General features: G+C 59.0%; 19 protein-coding genes. 17 read left to right on the top strand and 2 right to left on the bottom strand.

Features of this window, described 5'->3' with window-relative positions:
• Positions 1 to 59: 59 nt before the first annotated feature.
• The 4 genes from ihfB to lpxK all read left to right on the top strand — a co-directional run bounded on the left by ihfB (position 60) and on the right by lpxK (position 5657).
• Positions 60 to 344: an integration host factor subunit beta gene (ihfB, locus tag ACUTSC_RS06425; protein ID WP_004928264.1), complete on the top strand. Its 285-nt coding sequence runs from the start codon at positions 60 to 62 to the stop codon at positions 342 to 344.
• A 278-nt stretch (positions 345 to 622) separates the two neighbouring features.
• Positions 623 to 2893 carry a ComEC family protein gene (locus ACUTSC_RS06420; RefSeq protein WP_445653323.1) on the top strand — a complete coding sequence of 757 codons (2271 nt, stop codon included), beginning with the start codon at positions 623 to 625 and terminating at the stop codon, positions 2891 to 2893.
• 35 nt (positions 2894 to 2928) lie between these two features.
• Complete coding sequence (gene msbA / locus ACUTSC_RS06415) at positions 2929 to 4677, top strand: lipid A ABC transporter ATP-binding protein/permease MsbA (RefSeq protein WP_197766468.1); 1749 nt, start codon at positions 2929 to 2931, stop codon at positions 4675 to 4677.
• A complete protein-coding gene (gene lpxK, locus ACUTSC_RS06410; protein WP_197766467.1) occupies positions 4677 to 5657 on the top strand; it encodes a tetraacyldisaccharide 4'-kinase in 981 nt (326 codons plus the stop codon). The genes msbA and lpxK overlap by 1 nt, the downstream gene beginning before the upstream one ends.
• A 2-nt stretch (positions 5658 to 5659) precedes the next feature.
• Here the strand turns inward: lpxK and hglS are convergent, their stop codons facing one another.
• Positions 5660 to 7066 carry a 2-oxoadipate dioxygenase/decarboxylase HglS gene (hglS, locus tag ACUTSC_RS06405; protein ID WP_197766466.1) on the bottom strand — a complete coding sequence of 469 codons (1407 nt, stop codon included), beginning with the start codon at positions 7064 to 7066 and terminating at the stop codon, positions 5660 to 5662.
• Between the two features lie 526 nt (positions 7067 to 7592).
• Between hglS and cspE the strand changes: the two genes are divergently transcribed.
• The 6 genes from cspE (at position 7593) to ACUTSC_RS06375 (ending at position 11858) form a co-directional block, all read left to right on the top strand.
• Positions 7593 to 7802: a transcription antiterminator/RNA stability regulator CspE gene (gene cspE, locus ACUTSC_RS06400; RefSeq protein WP_019454537.1), complete on the top strand. Its 210-nt coding sequence runs from the start codon at positions 7593 to 7595 to the stop codon at positions 7800 to 7802.
• Positions 7803 to 8024: 222 nt separating this feature from the next.
• Positions 8025 to 8246 carry a cold-shock protein gene (locus tag ACUTSC_RS06395; RefSeq protein WP_004928241.1) on the top strand — a complete coding sequence of 74 codons (222 nt, stop codon included), beginning with the start codon at positions 8025 to 8027 and terminating at the stop codon, positions 8244 to 8246.
• A gap of 113 nt (positions 8247 to 8359) precedes the next feature.
• On the top strand, positions 8360 to 9586 hold the full coding sequence (locus ACUTSC_RS06390) for a DNA glycosylase AlkZ-like family protein (protein ID WP_197766465.1): 1227 nt from the start codon (positions 8360 to 8362) through the stop codon (positions 9584 to 9586).
• Positions 9587 to 9881: 295 nt separating this feature from the next.
• Complete coding sequence (locus tag ACUTSC_RS06385; RefSeq protein ID WP_004928237.1) at positions 9882 to 10064, top strand: Trm112 family protein; 183 nt, start codon at positions 9882 to 9884, stop codon at positions 10062 to 10064.
• Positions 10061 to 10810 carry a 3-deoxy-manno-octulosonate cytidylyltransferase gene (gene kdsB, locus ACUTSC_RS06380; protein ID WP_004928235.1) on the top strand — a complete coding sequence of 250 codons (750 nt, stop codon included), beginning with the start codon at positions 10061 to 10063 and terminating at the stop codon, positions 10808 to 10810. The genes ACUTSC_RS06385 and kdsB overlap by 4 nt, the downstream gene beginning before the upstream one ends.
• 151 nt (positions 10811 to 10961) lie before the next feature.
• Positions 10962 to 11858, top strand: coding sequence for a phosphotransferase (locus ACUTSC_RS06375; RefSeq protein ID WP_197766464.1), 897 nt, complete (start codon positions 10962 to 10964; stop codon positions 11856 to 11858).
• A gap of 7 nt (positions 11859 to 11865) precedes the next feature.
• On the opposite strand, the gene elyC is transcribed toward ACUTSC_RS06375, so the two are convergent.
• Complete coding sequence (gene elyC / locus ACUTSC_RS06370; RefSeq protein WP_038880809.1) at positions 11866 to 12639, bottom strand: envelope biogenesis factor ElyC; 774 nt, start codon at positions 12637 to 12639, stop codon at positions 11866 to 11868.
• 152 nt (positions 12640 to 12791) lie between these two features.
• On the opposite strand from elyC, the gene cmoM reads away from it, so the two are divergent.
• The 7 genes from cmoM (at position 12792) to ACUTSC_RS06335 (ending at position 23520) form a co-directional block, all read left to right on the top strand.
• Positions 12792 to 13577 carry a tRNA uridine 5-oxyacetic acid(34) methyltransferase CmoM gene (gene cmoM / locus ACUTSC_RS06365; RefSeq protein ID WP_197766463.1) on the top strand — a complete coding sequence of 262 codons (786 nt, stop codon included), beginning with the start codon at positions 12792 to 12794 and terminating at the stop codon, positions 13575 to 13577.
• Complete coding sequence (gene mukF / locus ACUTSC_RS06360) at positions 13574 to 14896, top strand: chromosome partition protein MukF (RefSeq protein WP_004928228.1); 1323 nt, start codon at positions 13574 to 13576, stop codon at positions 14894 to 14896. The genes cmoM and mukF overlap by 4 nt, the downstream gene beginning before the upstream one ends.
• The gene (gene mukE, locus ACUTSC_RS06355) at positions 14877 to 15605 is read left to right on the top strand and encodes a chromosome partition protein MukE (protein WP_033637863.1); all 729 of its coding nucleotides are present in this window, start codon (positions 14877 to 14879) and stop codon (positions 15603 to 15605) included. Before mukF ends, mukE begins: the two co-directional genes overlap by 20 nt.
• The gene (gene mukB / locus ACUTSC_RS06350) at positions 15602 to 20050 is read left to right on the top strand and encodes a chromosome partition protein MukB (RefSeq protein ID WP_197766462.1); all 4449 of its coding nucleotides are present in this window, start codon (positions 15602 to 15604) and stop codon (positions 20048 to 20050) included. The genes mukE and mukB overlap by 4 nt, the downstream gene beginning before the upstream one ends.
• Positions 20051 to 20270: 220 nt before the next feature.
• On the top strand, positions 20271 to 22079 hold the full coding sequence (ldtD, locus tag ACUTSC_RS06345; RefSeq protein ID WP_197766461.1) for a L,D-transpeptidase: 1809 nt from the start codon (positions 20271 to 20273) through the stop codon (positions 22077 to 22079).
• A gap of 180 nt (positions 22080 to 22259) precedes the next feature.
• A complete protein-coding gene (locus ACUTSC_RS06340; RefSeq protein WP_025302289.1) occupies positions 22260 to 22808 on the top strand; it encodes a YcbK family protein in 549 nt (182 codons plus the stop codon).
• Between the two features lie 64 nt (positions 22809 to 22872).
• Positions 22873 to 23520 (top strand): MBL fold metallo-hydrolase, encoded by a 648-nt coding sequence (locus ACUTSC_RS06335; protein ID WP_197766460.1) that lies wholly within the window; start codon positions 22873 to 22875, stop codon positions 23518 to 23520.
• The last annotated feature ends 91 nt before the right edge of the window (positions 23521 to 23611 follow it).

Here is a 23611-nt window from a genome sequence, read left to right as displayed (position 1 = left end):
CGGGGGGCGGTTTCTGACCGCCCCGATACGGTAGTTTAGCTGCAAAGCTTGGAGGTACTATGACCAAGTCTGAACTTATTGAAAGACTTGCTGGCCAGCAATCTCATATTCCGGCGAAGGCCGTTGAGGATGCAGTGAAAGAGATGCTTGAGCACATGGCCGCAACGCTGGCCGAGGGCGAACGCATTGAGATCCGCGGATTCGGCAGTTTTTCTCTTCACTACCGTGCCCCGCGTGTAGGTCGCAACCCGAAAACCGGTGACAAAGTTGAGCTGGACGGCAAGTACGTCCCTCACTTCAAACCAGGCAAAGAGTTGCGTGACCGCGCCAATATCTATGGCTAGTCGCTGACTGCTCATAGCGTTGTTGCTTGTAAAGAATATAAAACGGTGCCTTTAAGGCGCCGTTTTTTTTCGCCTGCGATTCTCCACGATACGCTCGTGAATTGCGTACCGCGCCGCATTTGCGGTGTGGCTGCTGCATCGACCTCTCTTATCCTGCCATCCTCACCGCATCTTCGTTAAAGCTCGCTGGCGGCGACATGTCGTCTCAACGATCCTGCTTGCTTGCGCCGTGACGCATTTTTGCTCATGGTGGAGTCGATGGGAGAAGAGCGATCAAAATTTCGCTGGATCTGGCGATATTCGCCGTTATCTGCGGCATCCTTCCACTGCTGGTTTTACCGCAGTTGCCCGAGCTATGGCTGATGTGGCCGATGCTGTTTGTCGCCTGTTTACTGCTGCGCACCCGTTGGCCGATCTGCCGTTATTTGGCCTGTCTGTGTTTGGGATTCATATGGGCGGTTTTCAACGCAGGAAGCCTGCTCGGGCAAATGGAGCGCTTAAGCCGCATACCGGACGTGACGGCGGTGGTACAGGTGAGCAGCGTCGCACTGGAGCCTGCCGCCAGTAAGCAGACGCTGATGCGCATCGAGCGGGTCAACGGCCATTGGTTGGTGCCTGCACTGGCGTTTACCACGACGTGGGCCCCAGAACAGCAGCGGCTGTGTGCCGGGCAGCGTTGGCAGTTGAAACTGCGTTTGCGGGCGGTGCACGGCAAGCTCAATGAAGGCGGCTTTGACAGCCAGCGTTGGGCAATCGCGCAGCGCCAACCCCTGACCGCGCAGGTCAGGCAGGCTCGTTTGCTGGATGGCGATTGCGGCCTGCGCCAGCGCATAATCAGCCATGCGGAAACCAACATCGGTGAATTGCGTTACAAGGCGGTATTGCTGGCGCTGGCGTTTGGGGAACGAACCGCACTTGAACAGGCTTTGCGCACGCTGATGCTGAAAACCGGCATTGCGCATCTGATGGCTATTTCGGGGTTGCATGTAGCGATGGTCGCCATTTTGTTTTGGGCTGTGCTGCGTGCGCTGCAGTTTTTTCTTCCCGCCCATCTGATTGGCTATCGCTTTCCGCTGGTCGCGGGCTGGGTGGCGACGCTGATCTATGTCTGGTTGGTGGGCGCCCAGCCGCCGGCGGTACGCACCGCGCTGGCGATGACCCTGTGGATGCTGCTGCGCTTGCGCGGCGTTCATTGTTCTTCCTGGCAGGTGTGGCTGTGGTGCGTCGGGCTGATTTTGCTGTGCGATCCGTTGGCGGTTTTGTCAGACAGTTTCTGGCTGTCGGTACTGGCGGTGGGGTGCCTGATTTTTTGGTTCGAATGGGCGCCGCTCGGCGAGCGATTTCGTTCGGCCTGGTATTGGGCACCGATGCGTTGGCTGCATATTCAGCTCGGTATGACCTTGCTGCTGGTGCCGATGCAGGCCGCGCTGTTTCTGGGCCTGACGCTCACCTCGCTACCGGCCAATCTTTGGGCGGTACCTATCGTCTCCTTGGTGACGGTGCCGTTAATTTTGCTGGCGGTGATGTTTGGTTTCTTCCCCTCGTTAAGCTACGGGTTATGGTGGCTGGCGGACTTCACGCTGCGGTGGGTATTTGTACCGCTGAATTACCTGCAACGCGGTTGGGTGGATTTGGGGGCGGCTTCGCTGTTGGCCAGCGCTGCGGGATGGCTCATCGTCGTCTGCTGGCGCTTTCATTGGTGGATGCGCTATGCGCCGGGATTGGCGACGATAGCCATATGCTGCGTGCTGTGGCGGGAAAAAGAGCCGGCTTACCGCTGGCGAGTCGATATGCTCGATGTCGGGCACGGTTTGGCGGTGGTCATTGAGCAAAACGGTAAGGGGGGGCTGTATGATACCGGCGATCGTTGGCCTGGCGGCAGCGCCGCCGAGCGACATATTTTGCCTATGCTGAACTGGCGGGGTATTGAACTGGAACAGATCATTATCAGCCATGCTCATCTCGATCATATCGGCGGACTGCCGACGGTACAGAGTGCGTTTCCACAGGCGACGGTGCACAGCCCGATACGCGGGGAGGGACACTTGCCCTGCGTCGCCGGTGAGCGTTGGCGCTGGCAGTCGTTGCAATTCGAGGTGCTGTGGCCGCCGAAAACGCTCAAAAGGCCGGTCAATGACGACTCCTGCGTGATTCGTATCGACGACGGGCAATACAGCCTGCTGCTCACCGGCGACGCGGAAAAGAAAGCGGAGGCACAGCTGATTCGATTGCGGCGCGACCGTTTAGCGGCCACGGTATTGCAGGTGGGGCACCATGGCAGCAGAACCTCTTCCACGCCGCCGTTTCTGCGCGCGGTCAATCCTGAGGCGGCGCTGGCGTCTGCATCTCGTTACAACAAATGGCGTTTGCCGGCGCGTAAAGTGGTCGCCAGATACCGGGCAAATGGCATTATATGGCGCGATACGACGCGCTCCGGCCAGTTATCGGTACTTTTTTTCGACAACGATTGGCAAATTAAAGGCTTTCGCGAACAATTAATGCCCCGTTGGTACCATCAGCGGTTTGGCGTAGAGGGTGATAATGAGTAAAATAGGCCGCTATTTCTTCCGATGCTGGTATTTGCATGATGAATGATAAAGATCTCTCGACCTGGCAGACTTTCCGTCGACTCTGGCCGATGATCACTCCTTTTAAGACCGGGCTGATTGTGGCCGCCATTGCGTTGATTATGAACGCAGCGGGTGACACGCTGATGCTGTCTCTGCTTAAACCGCTATTGGACGATGGGTTTGGAAAAACCGACAGCAGCGTGCTGGTGTGGATGCCGCTGGCGGTGATTGCGCTGATGCTGATGCGTGGCGTGACCAGCTTTGTTTCAAGCTACTGCATTTCCTGGGTTTCCGGCATGGTGGTGATGCAGATGCGTCGCCGCCTGTTTGGCCACATGATGAGAATGCCGGTGGCCTTCTTCGATCAGCAGTCTACCGGGACTTTGCTGTCGCGCATTACCTATGATTCCGAGCAGGTGGCTTCCTCCTCTTCCAGCGCGCTGGTGACCGTGGTGCGTGAAGGGGCCTCGATCATTGGCCTGTTCATCATGATGTTCTACTACAGTTGGCAGCTGTCGGTGATCCTGATCGTGCTGGCGCCGATCGTTTCCATCGCCATTCGCCTGGTGTCCAAGCGTTTCCGCAACATCAGCAAGAACATGCAGAACACCATGGGGCAGGTGACCACCAGCGCCGAGCAGATGCTGAAAGGCCATAAGGAAGTGCTGATATTCGGTGGCCAGCAGGTGGAAACCGAGCGTTTTAACTCGGTCAGCAACCGCATGCGTCAACAGGGCATGAAACTGGTCTCCGCGTCTTCGATTTCCGATCCGATCATTCAGCTGATTGCTTCGTTGGCGCTGGCGTTCGTGCTGTTTGCCGCCAGCTTCCCAAGCGTGATGGCAACCCTGACCGCCGGTACCATTACCGTGGTGTTCTCGTCGATGATCGCGCTGATGCGCCCGCTGAAGTCGCTGACCAACGTCAATGCCCAGTTCCAACGTGGGATGGCGGCCTGTCAGACGCTGTTCTCCATTTTGGATATGGAACAGGAAAAAGACACCGGCACCCGCGAAGTGAAGCGTGCGAAAGGCGATATCGAATTCCGCAACGTCACCTTCTACTACCCGTCCAAGGAAACGCCGGCGCTGCGTGACATCAACCTGAACATCGCCGAAGGCAAGACCGTTGCATTGGTGGGCCGTTCCGGTTCGGGCAAATCCACCATCGCCAACCTGTTGACGCGCTTCTACGATATTCAGGAAGGCGAAATCCTGATGGATGGCCACGATCTGCGCGAATATACCCTGGCCTCACTGCGTAATCAGGTGGCGCTGGTCTCGCAAAACGTGCATCTGTTCAACGACACCATCGCCAATAACATCGCCTATGCGCGCGAGAGCGAATACAGCCGCGAGCAGATTGAGAAAGCGGCAGAAATGGCGTACGCGATGGACTTCATCAACAAGATGGAGAACGGCCTGGATACGGTGATCGGTGAGAACGGCGTGATGCTGTCCGGCGGCCAACGTCAGCGTATCGCCATCGCACGTGCGTTACTGCGCGACTGCCCGATCCTGATCCTGGATGAGGCGACTTCTGCGCTGGATACCGAGTCCGAACGTGCCATTCAGGCGGCGCTTGACGAGTTGCAGAAGGACCGTACTTCGCTGGTGATCGCGCACCGTCTGTCGACGATTGAGAAGGCGGACGAGATCCTGGTGGTGGAGGACGGCCGCATCGTCGAACGCGGCGAGCACGCCGAATTGCTTGAACGGCAGGGCGCCTATGCACAGCTGCACCGCATGCAGTTTGGTCAATAATGATTGAGCGCATCTGGTCCGGCGGTTCGCTGCTTTATCTGGCGCTGCTGCCGCTCTCTTGGCTGTATGGCCTGTTTAGTTGGCTGATTCGCCTCAGCTACCGCTGCGGCCTGCGCAAAAGTTGGCGCGCGCCGGTGCCGGTGGTGGTGGTGGGCAACCTTACCGCCGGCGGCAACGGCAAAACGCCGATGGTGATCTGGCTGGTGGAACACCTGCAGCAGCGGGGCTATCGCGTTGGCGTGGTCTCGCGCGGCTACGGCGGCAAGTCGACGGTTTATCCTCTGGTACTCAATCAGAATACCTCAACCCGCGAAGCGGGGGATGAGCCGGTGCTGATTTATCAGCGCACCGGCGCGCCCGTAGCGATCGCGCCCAAGCGAGCCGAGGCGGTGCAGGCCTTGCTGCAACGCCAGCCGCTGGATGCGATCATCACCGACGACGGCTTGCAACACTATGCCTTACAGCGTGACTTTGAGCTGGTGGTTATCGACGGCGTGCGCCGTTTCGGCAACGGCTGGTGGTTACCGGCCGGGCCGATGCGCGAGCGTGCCGCAAGGCTTGGCAGCGTCGATGCGCGCGTCGCCAATGGCGGCGTGGCGCAGGCGGGGGAGATTGCCATGCGCCTGCAGGCGCGTGACGCGGTGAACCTGCTGAGCGGTGAACGTCGCCCGGCGGCCGCGCTGCCGCGCGTGGTGGCTATGGCGGGTATCGGTCATCCGCCGCGTTTCTTCGCGACGTTGGAAAAACTGAACGTCGAGGTCGTGCAGGAAGTGGCGTTTGCCGATCATCAGGAATATCAGCAGCCGCAGCTGGCGGCGCTGGTTGCAGCCGATCAAACGCTGCTGATGACGGAGAAGGACGCGGTGAAGTGTCGCGCCTTTGCCCAGCCTAATTGGTGGTATTTGCCGGTTGATGCGGTGCTACCGTCCGCTCAGGCTGAGCAACTGCTGCAGGATATCGAATCTCTACTGACTAAATAATCTCAGGACGCCAGCGTGATAAGCCCCAGGGCTTGCGCGCAGGCTTCCAGCGAACGCTGCTGGGTTTGCTGATACAGCGCCAGCTCGTCGATCACCTCACTGCCCAACGCGTGTTCAAACGCTGCCCGGCTGGAAGCCGCGTTGTATTGCGCGTGGCGGCTGTCCCCCAGATTCGACTGGAAAATCCCCGCCGCGCTGACCGGCAGAAAATCTTCATACACCAGCGGCTGGAAGCGAACGTGTTCTTTCTCGATCAGTTGTTCCAGGGTGCTGTGCTTATCCAGCGACTCTTTGGCCGCCAGGCCGCATTCGGTCGGGAAATAGCGGAACCAGGCCAGCTGTTGCTCACGCAGCGTAGCGTAATCATCCGGAAATGCCCGGAAGTTTTCCTCCAGCAACTGATAGTAGCGCTCGGCATTCTTCTCGCTCGGCGGCGCCTGCAGTGCATCGTTGGTCGCCTGCAGCAAACGGTCGTAAAGTTCGCGTCCTTTAGGCGTCAGCGCCACGCCGCGTTGTTCGATCTCGCCGAAGCGTGCGGTGTGATGACCGGCGATGGCGTGGCCGTCGCGCTCAACGAAATCGACGCTTTCTTCCAGCGCTTTGAAGCTGGTTTGGCGCAGCAGGATCGCGCGGCGGCGGCGCGGCGGGCCCTCGATGACCGCTTTGGGTGTAATACCGCGGCCGGGCATCGCCTGCTGAACGCGATCGATATCCAGCGTGCGTGGTGTCAGGTGGTTGATATGCGGCCCTTTAAACGCCACCACGTCGGCGATCAGGCGATGTTGATCGTGCAGTTGCCGGTATTCTTCGGCGCTGACCGTCGCTTGGTTGTGCCAGCGGAAAGTTTCCAGCGCTTGCTCGACAAATTCCTGCGCCTGCACTTCATTCAATCCGCCTTGCGCTTCCTGCAGTGCGATCAGCTCCAGCGCGCGATCGGTAAAGATGCGGCGGCGTGCCAGCAAGCGCTCGGCCAGCGCACGCAGCGCGGGATCCTCTATCAGTTCCAGGCGCAGCAGGGAGGTGAACACGCGGAAAGGACTGATCTGCAGCGCGTCTTCATGTACGGCGCGAAAAGCGGTGGAGTGCACCGGAACGCCTGCTACCGACAGGTCATAGTAACCGACCGGCGCCATGCCCATCACCCGAAACAGGCGGCGCAGGGTGGCCAGTTCGCCTGCAGTGCCGACCCGGATTGCGCCGTGGCGCTCCATGGCCAGGCGTTCTATCTCGCCGGTGATTTGCAGTTGATGAGCCAGTGCGGCGTCTTCGCGCAGAACCTGCCGGTTGGTTTCCGCCACCAGCTCCAGCAGATCGCCGTACAGCGGTACCTCTTTTTGATACATGTCCGACATCGCGTGAGAGAATCTGGCGCGGATTTCATTAGGTGAAACGAACTGCTGGGCGGTCATGCGCATAGCTCCTTGATTCAGCATAATCTGAAAAATCGTGTTTTTAGCGGCAAAAGTGCTGGCGAAAAAGCCGTCTGCCTTGTTTTCCCCTCAAGTTTAGCCATCTGATTTGGGATTTGTTATAGACGCGGCAAGCATATTAGAGTTTTATGCGTTAGCTCTCATTTGCAGCGCACAGACGGGCAAACGATGCCCTGGTGAGCGGAGGGACGCGGTGGTTCGGACGCGGCGACCGTTAAATTAAGTCATGTATATTCAGGGGGATAAAAATAAATTCGGCGTAATGGCGAATTTAATGCAATAAACCTCTTGTGCATTCACCAGATTTATGAGTAAATGCAAGTCGGCCTGTAATCCAGACCTATTTATGTTCGAGTTTAGAGTTAAGCAGTTCCTCCAAAAAACGTTATCATCCGATTCCGCTTCAAAGACGAACCTTCTAAGTACCTCCCATAAGTAATGTTTCTGACATGGCCCCAATTGCCTCTTATGGCAGGTTTTGTAAATATATTTAAAGGTAAATGTAATGTCTAAGAAGACTGGTCAGGTTAAGTGGTTCAACGAAAGCAAAGGTTTTGGTTTCATTGAGCAGAACGACGGCGGAAAAGATGTATTCGTACACTTCTCCGCAATCATGACCGACGGTTTCAAGACCCTGGCTGAAGGCCAGCGCGTCGAGTACACCATCCAGGACAGCCCGCGCGGGCCGGCTGCCGCCAACGTAGTTGCTCTGTAAGAATACAGGGAACGCGTATAAGAGATCTTAATACAACCATGGTGACGCTTTAGCGCCGAGTCATGCGGAAGATATTAAGTTCAACAAGCCCGCCTTAGTGCGGGTTTTTTATTTTTTTGCTCACGAGAGGTTTGTTACGAAAAACTTTAGGATGGGCTGGTAGCGTCCAGACAATATAAAAAATGAGGTTGTCAAGGATGCTCAAGTAAAAGGATATAAGCAATGTTTAAAAATACTGTGTTAAAAATGGGTCGCGTGAAATGGTTTAATCAGGCCGAAGGCTATGGTTTTATTTCACCGGTAGATGGCAGCGACGAAATCTATGTCAATCGCAACGCTATCGCCAACACCAAAAATAAGTCGTTGAACGAAGGTCAGAACGTTGAGTTCTCGATCTATCGCAGCTCGCATGGGCTGTCCGCGGCAGACGTTATCGCGTTCTGATCGCACCCTCCTTCCTCGCCAGTGCCGGTGTCGCCACCCGCAAGCACTGGCGAAGATAAATCCCTCGATATCCACTATTATCAGGCCACTGCCTACTTGCCACGGATATCAGGATGACCACCCCGATAATTTCCCTTACCGCCGCTCGCGCGCTGCACCTTGCCGCCCAGGGGCTGCTTTCTCCGCTTAAACGCCAGGCTAAGCCCGATGACGTCGTGAGCGCGATCCAGCGCATGGGGCTGTTACAAATCGATACCATTAGCGTCGTCGCCCGCAGCCCGTATCTGGTGCTGTTCAGCCGTTTGGGCGCCTATCAGTCGGAGTGGCTGGAGCAGGCGCTTGCCGGCCGCAAGCTGTTCGAATATTGGGCGCACGAAGCCTGTTTCCTGCCGATTGAGGATTTTGGTTTGCTGCGGCACCGCATGCTGGCGCCTCATGATATGGGCTGGAAATATTCAGCCGACTGGGTGCAGCAGCACCAGGCGGCGATGGACAGCCTGCTGCGGCACATCGAACAGCAGGGGCCGGTGCGCTCCGCCGATTTCAGCGCTGAGAAAAAGGGCAACAGCGGATGGTGGGACTGGAAACCGGAGAAACGACACCTGGAGATCCTGTTTACCGCCGGCAAACTGATGGTAGCCGAACGCCGCAACTTCCACCGGGTTTACGATCTGACCGAAAGGTTACTGCCGGCCTGGGACGATGCGCGCCATACGCTGCCTGTAGAGCAGGCGCGCCGGCAGATGCTGCGCCGCACCTGCCGCTATCTGGGTATCTTTCGCGCTGAATGGTTGGCAGATTACTATCGGCTGAAACGCGTGGCGCCAAAAGCCTTGCTGGCAGAGCTGCAGGAGCAGGGGGAGATTGCGCCGGTACAGGTAGAGGGGCTGGAAGGGCCGTTCTATGTGCATGAATCTCTGGCGGAACTGCTGCCGCTGGCGGAACAGGGCAAACTCAAATCGAAGGTCACCAGCCTGCTGTCCCCCTTTGATCCGGTGGTATGGGATCGGCGGCGGGCGCTGGAGCTGTTCAACTTTGACTATCGGCTGGAGTGTTATACGCCGAAAGAAAAACGCCGCTATGGGTACTTCACCCTGCCGGTGCTGCACCGCGGTGAGCTGGTGGGGCGCATTGACGCCAAGGCGCACCGTCGGCAGGGGGTGTTCGAGATCATCAGCTTCCATACGGAGCCGCAGGTGCGCTTCGGCAAACAGCGGGCGCAGGATATCCGGCAGGCCATCGCGCGTACGGCCAAATGGCACGGTGCGCAACGCGTCGCGCTGGGCGACATTCCGGCGGCGTTGGCCGCTGAATGGGGGGCTGGCTGGGAAGTGGAATAACGAACGACGCCGTCGGTGGGTAAAACGAAGTTCAGCGCCGCTCGTTACAAAGGGGCTCAGTGGCTGAAGTTAGCGAACAGAGCGATGATTTTATGCAGACGTTTGATCACGTATTACGGCCTTTTTGTGATTTGTATCACAAAATTCTACGCCGGGATGCGCCCCAGTTCAAGCGGTTGCCCCCGCGCGATGAGGAAATATCGGTGGGTTGGCGCCACCGGTGATTAACCTGAGGCCGGGCGTTATGCTATCCTCACAGCCTTTCCCAGATGACCTATCCCCTTACGGAGGATGCATGGACCACCGTTTACTCGAAATCGTTGCCTGCCCGGTATGCAACGGAAAACTCTATTTCAATAAAGAAAACCAGGAACTGGTGTGCAAAGCGGACGGGTTGGCTTACCCGCTGCGCGACGGCATTCCGGTGCTGTTGGAAAATGAAGCGCGCGCGCTGTCGCTGGATGAGAAGCACGCATGAGTTTTATCGCTATTATTCCCGCCCGCTACGCCTCGACCCGTTTGCCGGGTAAACCGCTGGCCGATATTCACGGCAAGCCGATGGTGGTACACGTCATGGAGCGCGCCCGCGAGTCCGGCGCCAGCCGCGTCATCGTGGCGACCGATCACCCTGAAGTCGCCAAAGCGGTGGAAGCCGCCGGCGGCGAAGTGTGCATGACCAGCCCGGACCACCATTCCGGCACCGAACGTCTGGCGGAAGTGATCGCGCACTACGGCTTTGCCGACGATCAGATCATCGTTAACGTGCAGGGCGACGAACCGCTGATCCCACCGGTGATCGTGCGTCAGGTGGCAGAGAACCTGGCGGGCAGCCAGGCCGGCATGGCGACGCTGGCGGTGCCGATCGAGAGCGCTGAAGAGGCTTTCAACCCTAACGCGGTGAAGGTCGTGATGGACGCGCAGGGCTACGCGCTCTATTTCTCACGTGCCACCATTCCGTGGGATCGCGAACGTTTCGCCGCGTCGAAAGAGAGCATCGGCGACAGCCTGCTGCGTCATATCGGCATCTACGCGTACCGCGCCGGCTTTGTGCGCCGCTACGTCAGCTGGGCGCCGAGCCAACTTGAGCAGATCGAGCTGTTGGAACAGCTGCGCGTGCTGTGGTACGGTGAAAAAATCCACGTGGCGGTCGCGAAAGCGATCCCGAGCGTGGGGGTCGATACGCCGGAAGATCTCCAGCGCGTGCGCGACAGCATCCAACCCTGAGCCTGAGTTCGTCGGCGCGCCGCGCAACGCGCCGACGATGCAATATCCCTCATTATTGATCCCCGTTTTGTTGATCTGCGTTGAAGAATTTTTCCGCTCACCGTTCGATGATGTTACGCATCCCCCCTTATTAGCCTGAGGTGAACGCCTTATGGAACAGTTACGCGCTGAACTGAGCATTGTGCTGGGTGAGTCCATTAGCCGGCTGGAGCGGGTGAGCGAGCAGCCTTATGCGCATATGTATTCGCTGTACGATCGGCAGGGCAACGCGATCCCGCTGATGGCGAAAAGCTTTATCTGTCAAGGCATCGCCCAGCAGGAGGCTTACAAGCTGTCGATGCTGGCGCGCGACGGGGATATTCGGCTGCCCACGGTGTACGGCGTGGTGTGCACCCACCAGGCGCCGTATACGGAAATCCTGCTGATCGAGCGCCTGCGCGGCGTGTCGGCTGAAGCGCCGACGCGCTCGCCGGATCGCTGGAACATGCTGATGGAACAGATCGTTGACGGGATATTGGCCTGGCACCGCATCGACAGCCACGGCAGCGTCGGCAGCGTTGACAGCACGCAGGAGAACGACTGGTTTTGCTGGTATCAACAGCGGGTCGAAGTGCTGTGGGCGACGGTAGTCAATCTCACCACCCCGCAGCTGACCATGGCGGATCGGCGTTTGCTGTACCGCACGCGCGAAGCGCTGACCCATTTCTTCGTCGGCTTCGACGATCCCTGTGTTCTGGTGCACGGTAACCTGTCGCTGCGCAGCATGCTGAAGGATCCCAAAAGCGATCAGCTGTTGGCGATGCTCAATCCCGGCGTGGTGCTGTGGGCGCCGCGCGAATACGATCTTTTTCGCCTGTGCGAGGCGGGTATGCCCAGCCAACTGCTGTTCCGCTATCTGCAGCGCGCGCCGGTCGCCGACGCTTTCCTGGCACGGCGCTGGCTGTATGTGGTGTGGGAAGCGGTAGGGCGCTTGGTTCATACCGGCAAGCTGGAGCGGCGGCCGTTCGACTATGCATCGCAACAGCTGCTGCCCTGGCTGGCCGGTTGAACGGGCCTTACTCGGCGCCGGCGCGATCCGCGCCTTTCAGCCACTGCCACAGGCTGCCCAGCGTTTCATACCAGGCACGTTCGGTATGGCCGAGGAACATCGAGGACGGTGTGGCGCGATCCCAGATATTCAGCGGCGAGTCGATCGCCAACTGGTTGGCCGGCGCCGGGATCGGGTGCAGGCCTTTCGCCTCGAAGAAGCGCATGGCGCGCGGCAGATGGTTGGCGGAGGTCACCAGAATGAACGGTTGCTCGCCGACCAACTTGGCGACCTGAGCGGCTTCTTCCTCGGTATCGCGCGGTTCCCTCAGGATCACCATATCGCTGCGCGGCACGCCCAGGCTTTCGGCCACCAGCGCCGCCGTGGCGGCGTTGCTTTGCATGCTGCCGGCGGATGCGCCGGTAAACACCATTCTGGCGCCGGGATGCGCAAGGTAAAGCCGCACGCCTTCCGTCACGCGCGGCAGGCTGTTGCCGAGTAAATTCGAGCTGGGTGCCCAATCGGGATTGTAGGTATAGCCCCCGCCCAACACCACGATGTAACTGACCGGATCGTTGCCGCGATAAGTCTGGTATTGGGCTTCGATCGGCCTCAGCAGCCGGTCGGCCACCGGCTGCAGGCTGAAAAGCAGTAAAAACAGCCAGCTCAGCGTAAAAATCGTCTTACCGCTTTTTTGCCAGCGGGTGAACCACAGCAGCAGCAGCGCCAGCCCCATCAGCAGCATCAACAGCGGCAGCGGCATCAGCATGGCGCCAAAGAACTTTTTCAGGTTGAACAGCATCGAAAATCAGATCCTTTTGGGTGAAAAAGCGGCATCCAGGCATAAACAGGCCGCAAGAAGATACATTCTAAGCCAGTCTGTGCCAAAATAGCAGGTTTGAATGGGCGTGCGCTTTGCCGCCGACAAGAATGAGATCAGCGGAGCCGTTGTCCATGCAGGATCGCAATTTTGACGATATTGCTGAAAAATTTGCGCGTAATATTTACGGCACCACGAAAGGAAAAATCCGCCAGGCGGTGGTTTGGCAGGATCTGACCGGGTTGCTGGCGCAGTTGCCGCAGCGGCCGCTGCGCATCCTCGACGCCGGGGGCGGTGAAGGCCATATGGCCTGCCAGCTGGCAGAATTAGGACATCAGGTGTTGTTGTGCGATCTTTCTGGTGAGATGATCCAGCGCGCCGCGCAGCTGGCGGAACAGAAAGGTGTGAGCCAGAACATGCAATTCGTACAAAGTTCTGCGCAGGATATCGCTCAACATTTGGAACAGCCGGTTGATCTGATATTGTTTCATGCAGTGCTTGAATGGATCGCCGAGCCCGAAGCGGCGCTGCAGGCGTTGTATGACTGCCTGACGCCGGGCGGCGCGCTGTCGCTGATGTTCTTCAACGCCAACGGCCTCTTGATGCGTAACGTGGTGTTGGGTAATTTCCAACTGGTGGAGCCCGAGGTCAGACGCCGCCGCAAGCGTTCGCTGTCGCCGCAATACCCGCACGATCCGCTATTGGTCTACGGTTGGCTGGAACAGCTGGGCATGCGTATCAGCGGCAAAACCGGCGTGCGGGTGTTCCACGACTATCTGCAGAGCAGACAGCTGCAAACACAAAAATTTGAAGAGTTACTGGCGCTTGAACAGCACTATTGCCGGCAGGAGCCGTACGTGAGTTTGGGGCGCTATATTCACGTCATGGCGCATAAACCAAACCTGAAGGACGAACTATGAGTGAATTTTCCCAGACAGTACCCGAACTGGTCGCCTGGGCACGGAAAAATGATTTCTCTATTTCGCTCCCTACGGAGCGTCTCGCATTTCTGCTCGCCATCGCCACCCTGAACGGCGAACGGCTGGACGGCGAGATGAGCGAAGGTGAGCTGGTTGATGCATTTCGCCATGTCAGCAAGGGTTTTGAACAGACGCATGAAACGGTGGCGATGCGCGCCAACAATGCGATCAACGACATGGTGCGCCAGCGCCTGTTGAACCGCTTTACCAGCGAACTGGCGGACGGCAACGCGATTTACCGCCTCACGCCGCTGGGTATCGGCATTACCGATTACTATATTCGCCAACGCGAATTCTCCACGCTGCGTCTGTCGATGCAGCTGTCGATCGTGGCGCAGGAGCTCAAGCGCGCCGCCGACGCCGCCGACGAGGGCGGTGACGATTTCCATTGGCACCGCAACGTGTTCGCGCCGTTGAAATATTCGGTGGCGGAAATCTTCGACAGCATCGACATGACCCAACGCGTGATGGACGAGCAGCAGCAGAGCGTGAAAAACGACATCGCGGCGTTGCTGAGCAAAGACTGGCGGGCGGCGATCTCCAGCTGCGAGATGCTCCTGTCGGAAACCTCGGGCACCCTGCGCGAGCTGCAGGATACGCTGGATGCGGCGGGCGATAAGCTGCAGGCCAACCTGCTGCGCATTCAGGACGCGACCCTCGGCAACGTGGAGCTGGGCTTCGTCGACAAGCTGGTGTTCGATCTGCAGAGCAAGCTGGATCGCATCATCAGCTGGGGCCAGCAGGCGATCGACCTGTGGATCGGCTACGATCGCCACGTACATAAATTTATCCGTACCGCTATCGATATGGATAAAAACCGCGTGTTCGCCCAACGCCTGCGCCAGTCGGTGCAAACCTATTTCGACCACCCGTGGGCGCTGACCCATGCCAATGCCGATCGCCTGCTGGACATGCGCGACGAAGAACTGGCACTGCGCAGTGAGGAAGTGACCGGGGAACTGCCGCCGGATCTGGAGTTCGAAGAGTTCAGCGAAATTCGCGAACAGCTGGCGGCGATGATCGAAGAGGCGCTGAAGGTGTATCAGGAACAGCAGATGCCGCTCAACCTTGCAGCGGTGATGCGCGATTATCTGGCGCAATATCCGCGTGCGCGTCATTTCGACGTGGCACGCTTAGTGGTCGACCAGGCAGTGCGCCTCGGTGTGGCTGAAGCAGATTTCTCAGGGTTGCCGGCGGAATGGCAGGCAATCAATGATTACGGAGCCAAGGTCCAGGCCCATGTCATCGACAAATATTGAACAAGTAATGCCAGTCAAGCTGGCCAAGGCACTGTCCAACTCGCTGTTCCCGGCGCTGGACAGCCAACTGCGCGCGGGTCGTCACATCGGTATCGATGAGCTGGACAATCACGCCTTTTTAATGGATTTCCAGGATGAGCTGGAAGAATTTTACACCCGTTACAGCGTCGAGCTGATTCGGGCGCCGGAAGGTTTCTTCTATTTGCGCCCGCGCTCCACCACGCTGATCCCGCGTTCGGTGCTGTCCGAACTGGATATGATGGTCGGTAAAATCTTGTGCTACCTGTATCTCAGCCCCGAGCGCCTGGCGCATGAGGGCATTTTCAGCCATCAGGAGCTGTACGACGAGCTGCTGAGCCTGGCCGATGAGAACAAGCTGCTGAAGTTCGTCAACCAGCGCTCCACCGGCTCGGATCTCGATCGGCAGAAGCTGCACGAAAAGGTGCGCACCTCGCTGAACCGCCTGCGCCGCCTCGGCATGGTCTACTTCATGGGCAATGACAGCAGCAAGTTCCGCATTACCGAGGCGGTGTTCCGCTTCGGCGCCGACGTGCGCAGCGGCGACGATCCGCGTGAAGCGCAGCTGCGCATGATTCGCGACGGCGAGGCGATGCCGGTTGAAACCAGCCTGTCGCTGAACGATGAGAATGAGGCTGAGGATCAGCAGGTTGATAACGCTCCTGATGGTGCAGAGGATGAACAGGAATGATTGAACGCGGTAAATTTCGCTCGCTGACGCTGGTTAACTGGAACGGCTTCTTCGCCCGCACCTTTGATCTGGATGAGCTGGTGACCACGCTGTCCGGCGGTAACGGGGCAGGGAAATCCACCACCATGGCGGCCTTCGTCACCGCACTGATCCCCGATCTGACGCTGCTGCACTTCCGTAACACCACCGAAGCGGGCGCCACCAGCGGCTCGCGCGATAAAGGCCTGCACGGCAAGCTGCGCGCCGGCGTGTGTTACTCCACCCTCGACGTCGTCAACTCGCGCCATCAGCGCGTGGTGGTGGGCGTGCGTCTGCAGCAGGTGGCGGGGCGCGATCGCAAGGTCGACATCAAACCCTTCACCATTCAGGGCCTGCCGACCGCGGTACAGCCGACCGAGCTGCTGACCCAGACGGTGGGTGAGCGCCAGGCGCGCGTGCTGTCGCTGCAAGAGCTGAAAGATCGCGTGGAAGAGATGGAGGGCGTGCAGTTCAAGCAGTTCAACTCCATCACCGATTACCACTCGCTGATGTTCGATCTGGGCGTGATCCCGAAACGCCTGCGTTCGTCCGCCGATCGCAGCAAGTTCTACCGTCTGATTGAAGCGTCGCTGTACGGCGGTATTTCCAGCGCCATCACCCGCTCGCTGCGCGATTACCTGCTGCCTGAAAACAGCGGCGTGCGCAAGGCGTTCCAGGACATGGAAGCGGCGCTGCGCGAAAACCGCATGACGCTGGAGGCGATCCGCGTCACCCAGTCGGACCGCGACTTGTTCAAGCATCTGATCTCCGAGGCCACTTCCTATGTGGCGGCGGACTATATGCGCCACGCCAACGAACGCCGCATTCATCTGGACGGCGCGCTGGCGCTGCGCAGCGATCTGTTGGGCAGCCGCAAGCAGCTGGCCGCTGAACAGTATCGCCATGTGGAAATGGCGCGTGAGCTGAGCGAACAGAGCGGTGCCGAATCCGATCTGGAAACCGATTACCAGGCCGCCAGCGACCACCTGAATCTGGTGCAGACGGCGATGCGTCAGCAGGAGAAGATCGAACGCTATGAAGCCGATCTGGAAGAGCTGACCTACCGTCTGGAAGAGCAGAACGAAGTGGTAGCTGAGGCGAGCGAGCAGCAGGCCGAAAACGAAGCGCGCGCCGAAGCGGCCGAGCTGGAAGTGGATGAGCTGAAGAGCCAGCTGGCCGACTACCAGCAGGCGCTCGACGTGCAGCAGACCCGCGCCATTCAGTACCAGCAGGCGCTGCAGGCGTTGGAGCGCGCACGCGCCCTGTGCCAACTACCGGATCTGACCGCCGATAACGCCGAACAGTGGCTGGACACCTTCCAGGCCCGCGAACAGGAAGCGACCGAAGCGTTGCTGATGCTGGAACAGAAGCTGAGCGTGGCCGACGCCGCGCACGGCCAGTTCGAACAGGCCTATCAGCTGGTGGGGAAAATCGCCGGCCAGGTCAGCCGCAGCGAAGCCTGGCAGTGCGCGCGCGAATTGCTGCGCGACTGGCCTTCACAGCAGCACCTCGCCGAGCGCGTTCAGCCGCTGCGCCTGCGCCTGAGCGAACTGGAACAGCGTCTGCGCTCGCAGCAGGACGCCGAGCGTCTGCTGCAAGAGTTTTGCAAACGCCATGGCCAAGAGTACCAGCCTGACGATCTCGATATGCTGCAGCAGGAGCTGGAAGAGCGCCTGGAAGCGCTGTCGCAGAACGTCAGCGAAGCCGGCGAACGCCGCATGGAGATGCGCCAGGAGCTGGAGCAGATCCAGCAGCGCATCCGTGAGCTGACGGCGCGCGCGCCGGTGTGGCTGGCGGCGCAGGACGCCCTGGGCCAGCTCAGCGATCAGAGCGGAGAGCCGCTGGAAAACAGCCAGCAGGTGACCGAATACATGCAGCAACTGCTGGAGCGCGAGCGTGAAACCACCGTCGAGCGCGACGACGTGGCGGCCCGCAAACGTGAAGTGGAAGCGCAGATCGAACGTCTCAGCCAGCCGGGCGGCGCGGAAGATCAACGCCTGGTCACGCTGGCCGAACGTTTCGGCGGCGTGCTGCTGTCGGAAATTTACGATGACGTCACCATCGACGACGCGCCTTACTTCTCGGCGCTGTACGGCCCTTCGCGCCACGCCATTGTGGTGCCGGATCTGTCGCTGGTGCGCGAGATGCTGGAAGGGCTGGAAGATTGCCCGGAAGATCTTTATCTGATCGAAGGGGATCCGCAGTCGTTCGATGACAGCGTGTTCGCCGTCGAAGAGCAGGACAAAGCGGTGGTGGTGAAGATCGCCGATCGCCAGTGGCGTTACTCCCGCTACCCGGAAGTGCCGTTGTTCGGCCGCGCGGCGCGCGAAAACCGCCTGGAAGTGCTGCATGCCGAGCGTGAAACGCTGGCGGAGCGCTATGCCACGCTGTCGTTCGACGTGCAGAAAACCCAGCGTTCGCACCAGGCTTTCAGCCGCTTTATCGGTACCCATCTGGCGGTGGCGTTCGACGCCGACCCGGAAGCGGAGATCCGCGGCCTGAACGCCCGTCGTGGCGAGATCGAACGCGCGCTGAACAATCACGAAGCGCAGAACCAGCAGCAGCGTCAGCAGTACGAACAGGCCAAAGAGGGCATTTCCGCGCTCAACCGCCTGATGCCGCTGGTGTCGTTGCTGAACGATGAAACCTTGCAGGACCGCGTCGACGAGATCCGCGAAGAACTGGAAGAAGCGCAGGACGCCGCGCGTCATATCCAACAGCACGGCGTGTCGCTGGCCAAGCTGGAACCGCTGCTGTCGGTGCTGCAGAGCGATCCGCAGCAGCATGAACAGTTGCAGCAGGATTACGCGCAGGCGCAAAGCGTGCAGCGTCAGGCTAAACAGCAGGCGTTCGCGCTGACTGAAGTGGTGCAGCGTCGCGCGCACTTCAGCTACACCGACTCTGCCGGCATGCAGAATGCCAACAACGATCTCAACGACAAGCTGCGCCAGCGCCTGGAGCAGGCGGAAGCCGAACGCGCCCGCGCCCGCGAGCAGCTGCGTCAGTATCAAACCCAGTTCACCCAGTACAGCCAGGTGCTGGCCTCGCTGAAAAGTTCGTATGACGCCAAGCGCGACATGCTGAAAGAGCTGAGCCAGGAGCTGGTGGACATCGGCGTGCAGGCCGACGCCAACGCCGAAGCGCGCGCCCGCGCGCGTCGCGATGAACTGCATGCGGCGCTGAGCAACAACCGCGCTCGCCGCAATCAGCTGGAGAAACAGCTGACCTTCTGCGAAGCCGAAATGGACGGCCTGCAGAAGAAACTGCGCAAGCTGGAACGCGATTATCATCAACTGCGCGAGCAGGTGGTGACCGCCAAGGCGGGCTGGTGCGCGGTGATGCGCCTGGTGAAAGACAACGGCGTGGAACGCCGCCTGCATCGCCGCGAGCTGGCGTATATGGATGGCGACGAACTGCGTTCGATGTCGGATAAGGCGCTCGGCGCGCTGCGTCTGGCCGTGGCGGACAACGAACACCTGCGCGACGTGCTGCGCCTGTCGGAAGATCCGAAGCGGCCGGAGCGTAAGATTCAGTTTTATATCGCGGTCTACCAGCATCTGCGCGAGCGTATCCGTCAGGACATCATCCGCACCGACGATCCGGTCGAGGCCATCGAGCAGATGGAAATTGAGCTGGGCCGTCTGACCGAAGAGCTGACCGCGCGCGAGCAGAAATTGGCGATCAGTTCGAAAAGCGTGGCCAACATCATTCGCAAAACCATTCAGCGCGAGCAGAACCGCATTCGCATGCTGAACCAGGGGCTGCAGGCCGTTTCCTTCGGCCAGGTTAAGAGCGTGCGCCTGAACGTCAATGTGCGCGAAGCGCATGCCACCCTGCTGGACGTGCTCTCCGAGCAGCAGGAGCAACATCAGGATCTGTTCAACAGCAACCGTCTGACCTTCTCCGAAGCGTTGGCCAAGCTGTATCAGCGCCTGAACCCGCAGATCGACATGGGGCAGCGCACGCCACAGACCATCGGCGAGGAGTTGCTGGACTACCGCAACTACCTGGAGATGGAAGTGGAGGTATACCGTGGCTCCGACGGCTGGCTGCGTGCGGAAAGCGGCGCGTTGTCTACCGGTGAAGCCATCGGTACCGGGATGTCAATCCTGGTGATGGTGGTGCAGAGCTGGGAAGAAGAATCCCGCCGCCTGCGTGGTAAAGACATCTCGCCGTGTCGCCTGCTGTTCCTCGATGAAGCGGCGCGTCTGGACGCCAAGTCGATCGCTACGCTGTTCGAACTGTGCGACCGTCTGGAGATGCAGCTGATTATCGCGGCGCCGGAAAACATCAGTCCGGAGAAGGGCACCACCTATAAACTGGTGCGTAAGGTGTTCCAGAACCACGAGCATGTGCACGTGGTGGGGCTGCGCGGTTTCGCCGGCGAGCCACCGGCGCTGGGCACTGCGCCGGTTGAAACGCCGTAAGGCAGAAAAACGCCCTAAAAATCCGAAAATAGCCGCCGCAGGGTGGCTATTTTTTTGTATGCGTGGATGATAGTCCTGCTTTTTTATCCGTTGAAAAGCGGTTAGTTTACTCACATAAACAGTTATTCGACGCCCGCAGGGCGAAACGGCCTTTCTGTTTGTATACTGAAACTATATGCAGTTTTTGACGTTTTTTTTGTGAGCATACAGGGGGCAAGGGATGTTGCTTAAAAAGGGAAACTCTCTACGACGTTTGGCGCTGAGTGGCGCTATCGCCTGTAGTCTTGTGTCGTCGTTTTCCGCATCGGCCACCGTCACGGCGTTGCCGGTGGCATCAGCAGGCATGTCCGTTGCGCAGAGCCGTTCTGAACTGCTGGCCGCGTTGCCGCGCGGCATGGATTTGCACTACCTGTCCACGCTGGCGCCGCTGTATGCGGCGAATCACATGCAGCCGATGTGGCAGGATCGCGAGGCCGTTCAGCAGTTTCAGCAGCAGCTGGCCGAGCTGGCGATGTCCGGCGTACAGCCGCAGTTTACCCAATGGGTCAAGATGTTGACCGATCCGGCGCTCAGTGAAGCGGGTCGCGATGCGGTGCTGTCCGATGCAATGCTGGGCTATTTGCAGTTCGTCTCCGCCATCGGTGCCAACGGCAACAACTGGCTGTACAGTAATATTCCCTACAAGCTTGGCTTGCCGCCCACCGCGGTGATCAACCAATGGCAGTTGGCGGTGCGTCAGGCGCGTACTCTGAGCTACGTGAATTCGCTCGCGCCGCAGCATCCGCAATACGCCAAGATGCATCAGGCGCTGCGCGACATGCTGGCGGACAATCGTCCCTGGCCCCAGGTGGGCAGCGGCCCGAGCCTGCGCCCAGGCCAAATGAGCAATGATATCCCGGTGCTGCGTGAGATCCTGACGCGCACCGGTATGCTGGCTGCCTCGGCGCCGGAAGCGGAAGCGGAACCGGCGGTGGTCTCGGCGAAGATCAATGAGCCCGACGACGGCGGGCTGACGGTAGACGAAGAGAAAAGCCGCGTGACGGTCAGCCCATCGGCGGCGCCGGTGACGGAGCTGACCGCGGAACAGACGCCGCCGCAGATGGGCAGCGTGGTGAGCGACAACCTCTATACCGACGAGCTGGTGGAAGGCGTCAAGCGCTTCCAGAAATGGCAGGGGCTGACGGCGGACGGCGTGATCGGCGTGCGCACCCGTGAGTGGCTCAACGTGTCACCGAAAACCCGCGCCGCGCTGCTGGCGTTGAATATCCAACGCCTGCGAATTTTACCGGGGCATGTCGGCACCGGCATTATGGTGAACATTCCCAACTATTCGCTGACCTACTACCAGAACGGCAATGAGGTGCTGTCTTCCCGCGTTATCGTCGGGCGGCCGAGCCGTAAGACACCGCTGATGAGCAGCGCGTTGAACAACGTGGTGGTCAACCCGCCGTGGAACGTGCCGACTACCCTGGTGCGTGAGGACATCGTGCCGAAAGCGATGCGTGACGGTAACTACTTCCAGAAACACGGCTATACGGTGTTGTCGGGCTGGAGCAACGATGCGGAAGTGATCAACCCGGCGATGATCGACTGGAGCATGGTTTCTGCGCGCAACTTCCCGTATCGCGTCCGTCAGGCGCCGGGGGCGACCAACTCGCTGGGGCGTTTCAAGTTCAATATGCCGAGCTCGGACGCCATCTACCTGCACGACACCCCGAACCATAGCCTGTTCCAGAAAGACATCCGTGCGCTCAGCTCCGGCTGCGTGCGGGTGAATAAGGCTTCCGATTTGGCGAATATGCTGCTGCAGGACGCCGGCTGGAACAACAGCCGCGTGTCTTCCACGCTGAAAGAGGGGAATACCACTTATGTGAATATTCGCCAGCGTATTCCCGTAAAACTGTATTATCTGACCGCCTGGGTTTCGGATGACGGCCAACCGCAATTCCGTACAGATATTTACAATTATGATAATACGGTGCGATCGGGCGCACAAATTTTGGCTCAGGCCAAAAAATTAATGCAGTAAATGCAGTAATTATAAATAAATAACGGTCAGAATGTTTGGCTATACCGCAGGCCCTCGTCGCCGGGGGCCTGTAAACCTAGGCGTATCGCGGGTTGACTCAGCATACGCAGGCGGTTATGGTTCGGACAGTGCGCTGCTTTGTGCATTTATTTTGACATTCTTGCCGGGTTTAACAGAGTCATGGACAAAATTGATCATCACCGCCGTAAATGGCTGGCGCTAGGTGGCGCCGCTATGGGCATAGCGCTGCTCCCAGGGCAGGCGTTTGCCAGTCTTTCCACCGCTCGACCGCGTATTTTAGTGCTGAATAACCTGAATACCGGTGAATCTATTAAAGCCGAGTTCTTTGACGGCAAAGGGTACAATAAAGAAGAGTTGGTGCGGTTAAATCATCTGTTCCGTGATTATCGCGCCAACAAGGTTAAATCGATCGATCCCCGCTTGTTTGATCACCTTTATCGTCTGCAGGGGCTGCTGGGCACCAGCAAGCCGGTGCAGCTGATCTCCGGTTACCGCTCCGTAGATACCAACAACGAATTGCGCGCACACAGCCGCGGCGTGGCCAAGCACAGCTACCACACCAAGGGTCAGGCGATGGATTTCCACATCGAAGGCATCCAATTGAGTAATATCCGCAAAGCGGCGTTAAAAATGCGCGCCGGTGGTGTAGGATATTACCCACGTAGCAACTTCGTACACATCGATACCGGCCCGGTTCGGACCTGGTAATCGCTGTGCCGTCAGTGAATAACGCCGCCCCTTGCGGAAGCGGCGTTATTGTCGTTGGAGCCTTATGAAATACCATCTTATCCCCGTTACCGCCTTTAGCCAGAATTGCAGCCTGATCTGGTGCGAAAACACGCAGCAGGCGGCGTTGGTCGATCCCGGCGGTGAAGCGGAAAAAATCAAAGCGGAAGTCGCGCAGCAGGGGGTGGCGATCACCCAAATTTTGCTGACGCACGGCCATTTGGATCACGTCGGTGCGGCGGCGGAGCTGGCGGACCATTATCAGGTGCCAATCTACGGCCCGGATAAAGAAGACGCGTTTTGGCTGGATGGTTTGCCGGCGCAGAGCCGGATGTTCGGGCTGGAAGAGTGCGCGCCGCTGACGCCGACTCGCTGGCTGTCGGAAGGCGATGAGATGCAGGTGGGCGAAATGACGCTCAAGGTGCTGCATTGCCCCGGGCATACGCCGGGCCACATCGTCTTTATCAATGAGCAAGCGCGTTTGGCGCTGGTGGGCGACGTGCTGTTTAACGGTGGCGTGGGGCGCAGCGACTTCCCGCGCGGTGACCATCAGGCGCTGATTGCCTCTATTCGCACCAAGCTGCTGCCGTTGGGCGACGATATGCGCTTTATTCCCGGCCACGGCCCGATGTCGACCTTTGGCCACGAGCGCCAGACCAACCCGTTCCTGCGCGAAGAGCCGGCGGTGTGGTAGCGATTATTTCCCGGCAGAAATAATCAAGGGCGCATAGAGCGTAATGCTTGTCAGTTAAGCTTTTGAGGAAGCCGCAACGTATAACGTTGCG

Source organism: Serratia sp. TSA_105.2, from assembly GCF_052692115.1.
This window is presented reverse-complemented; position numbering and strand designations above follow the sequence as displayed.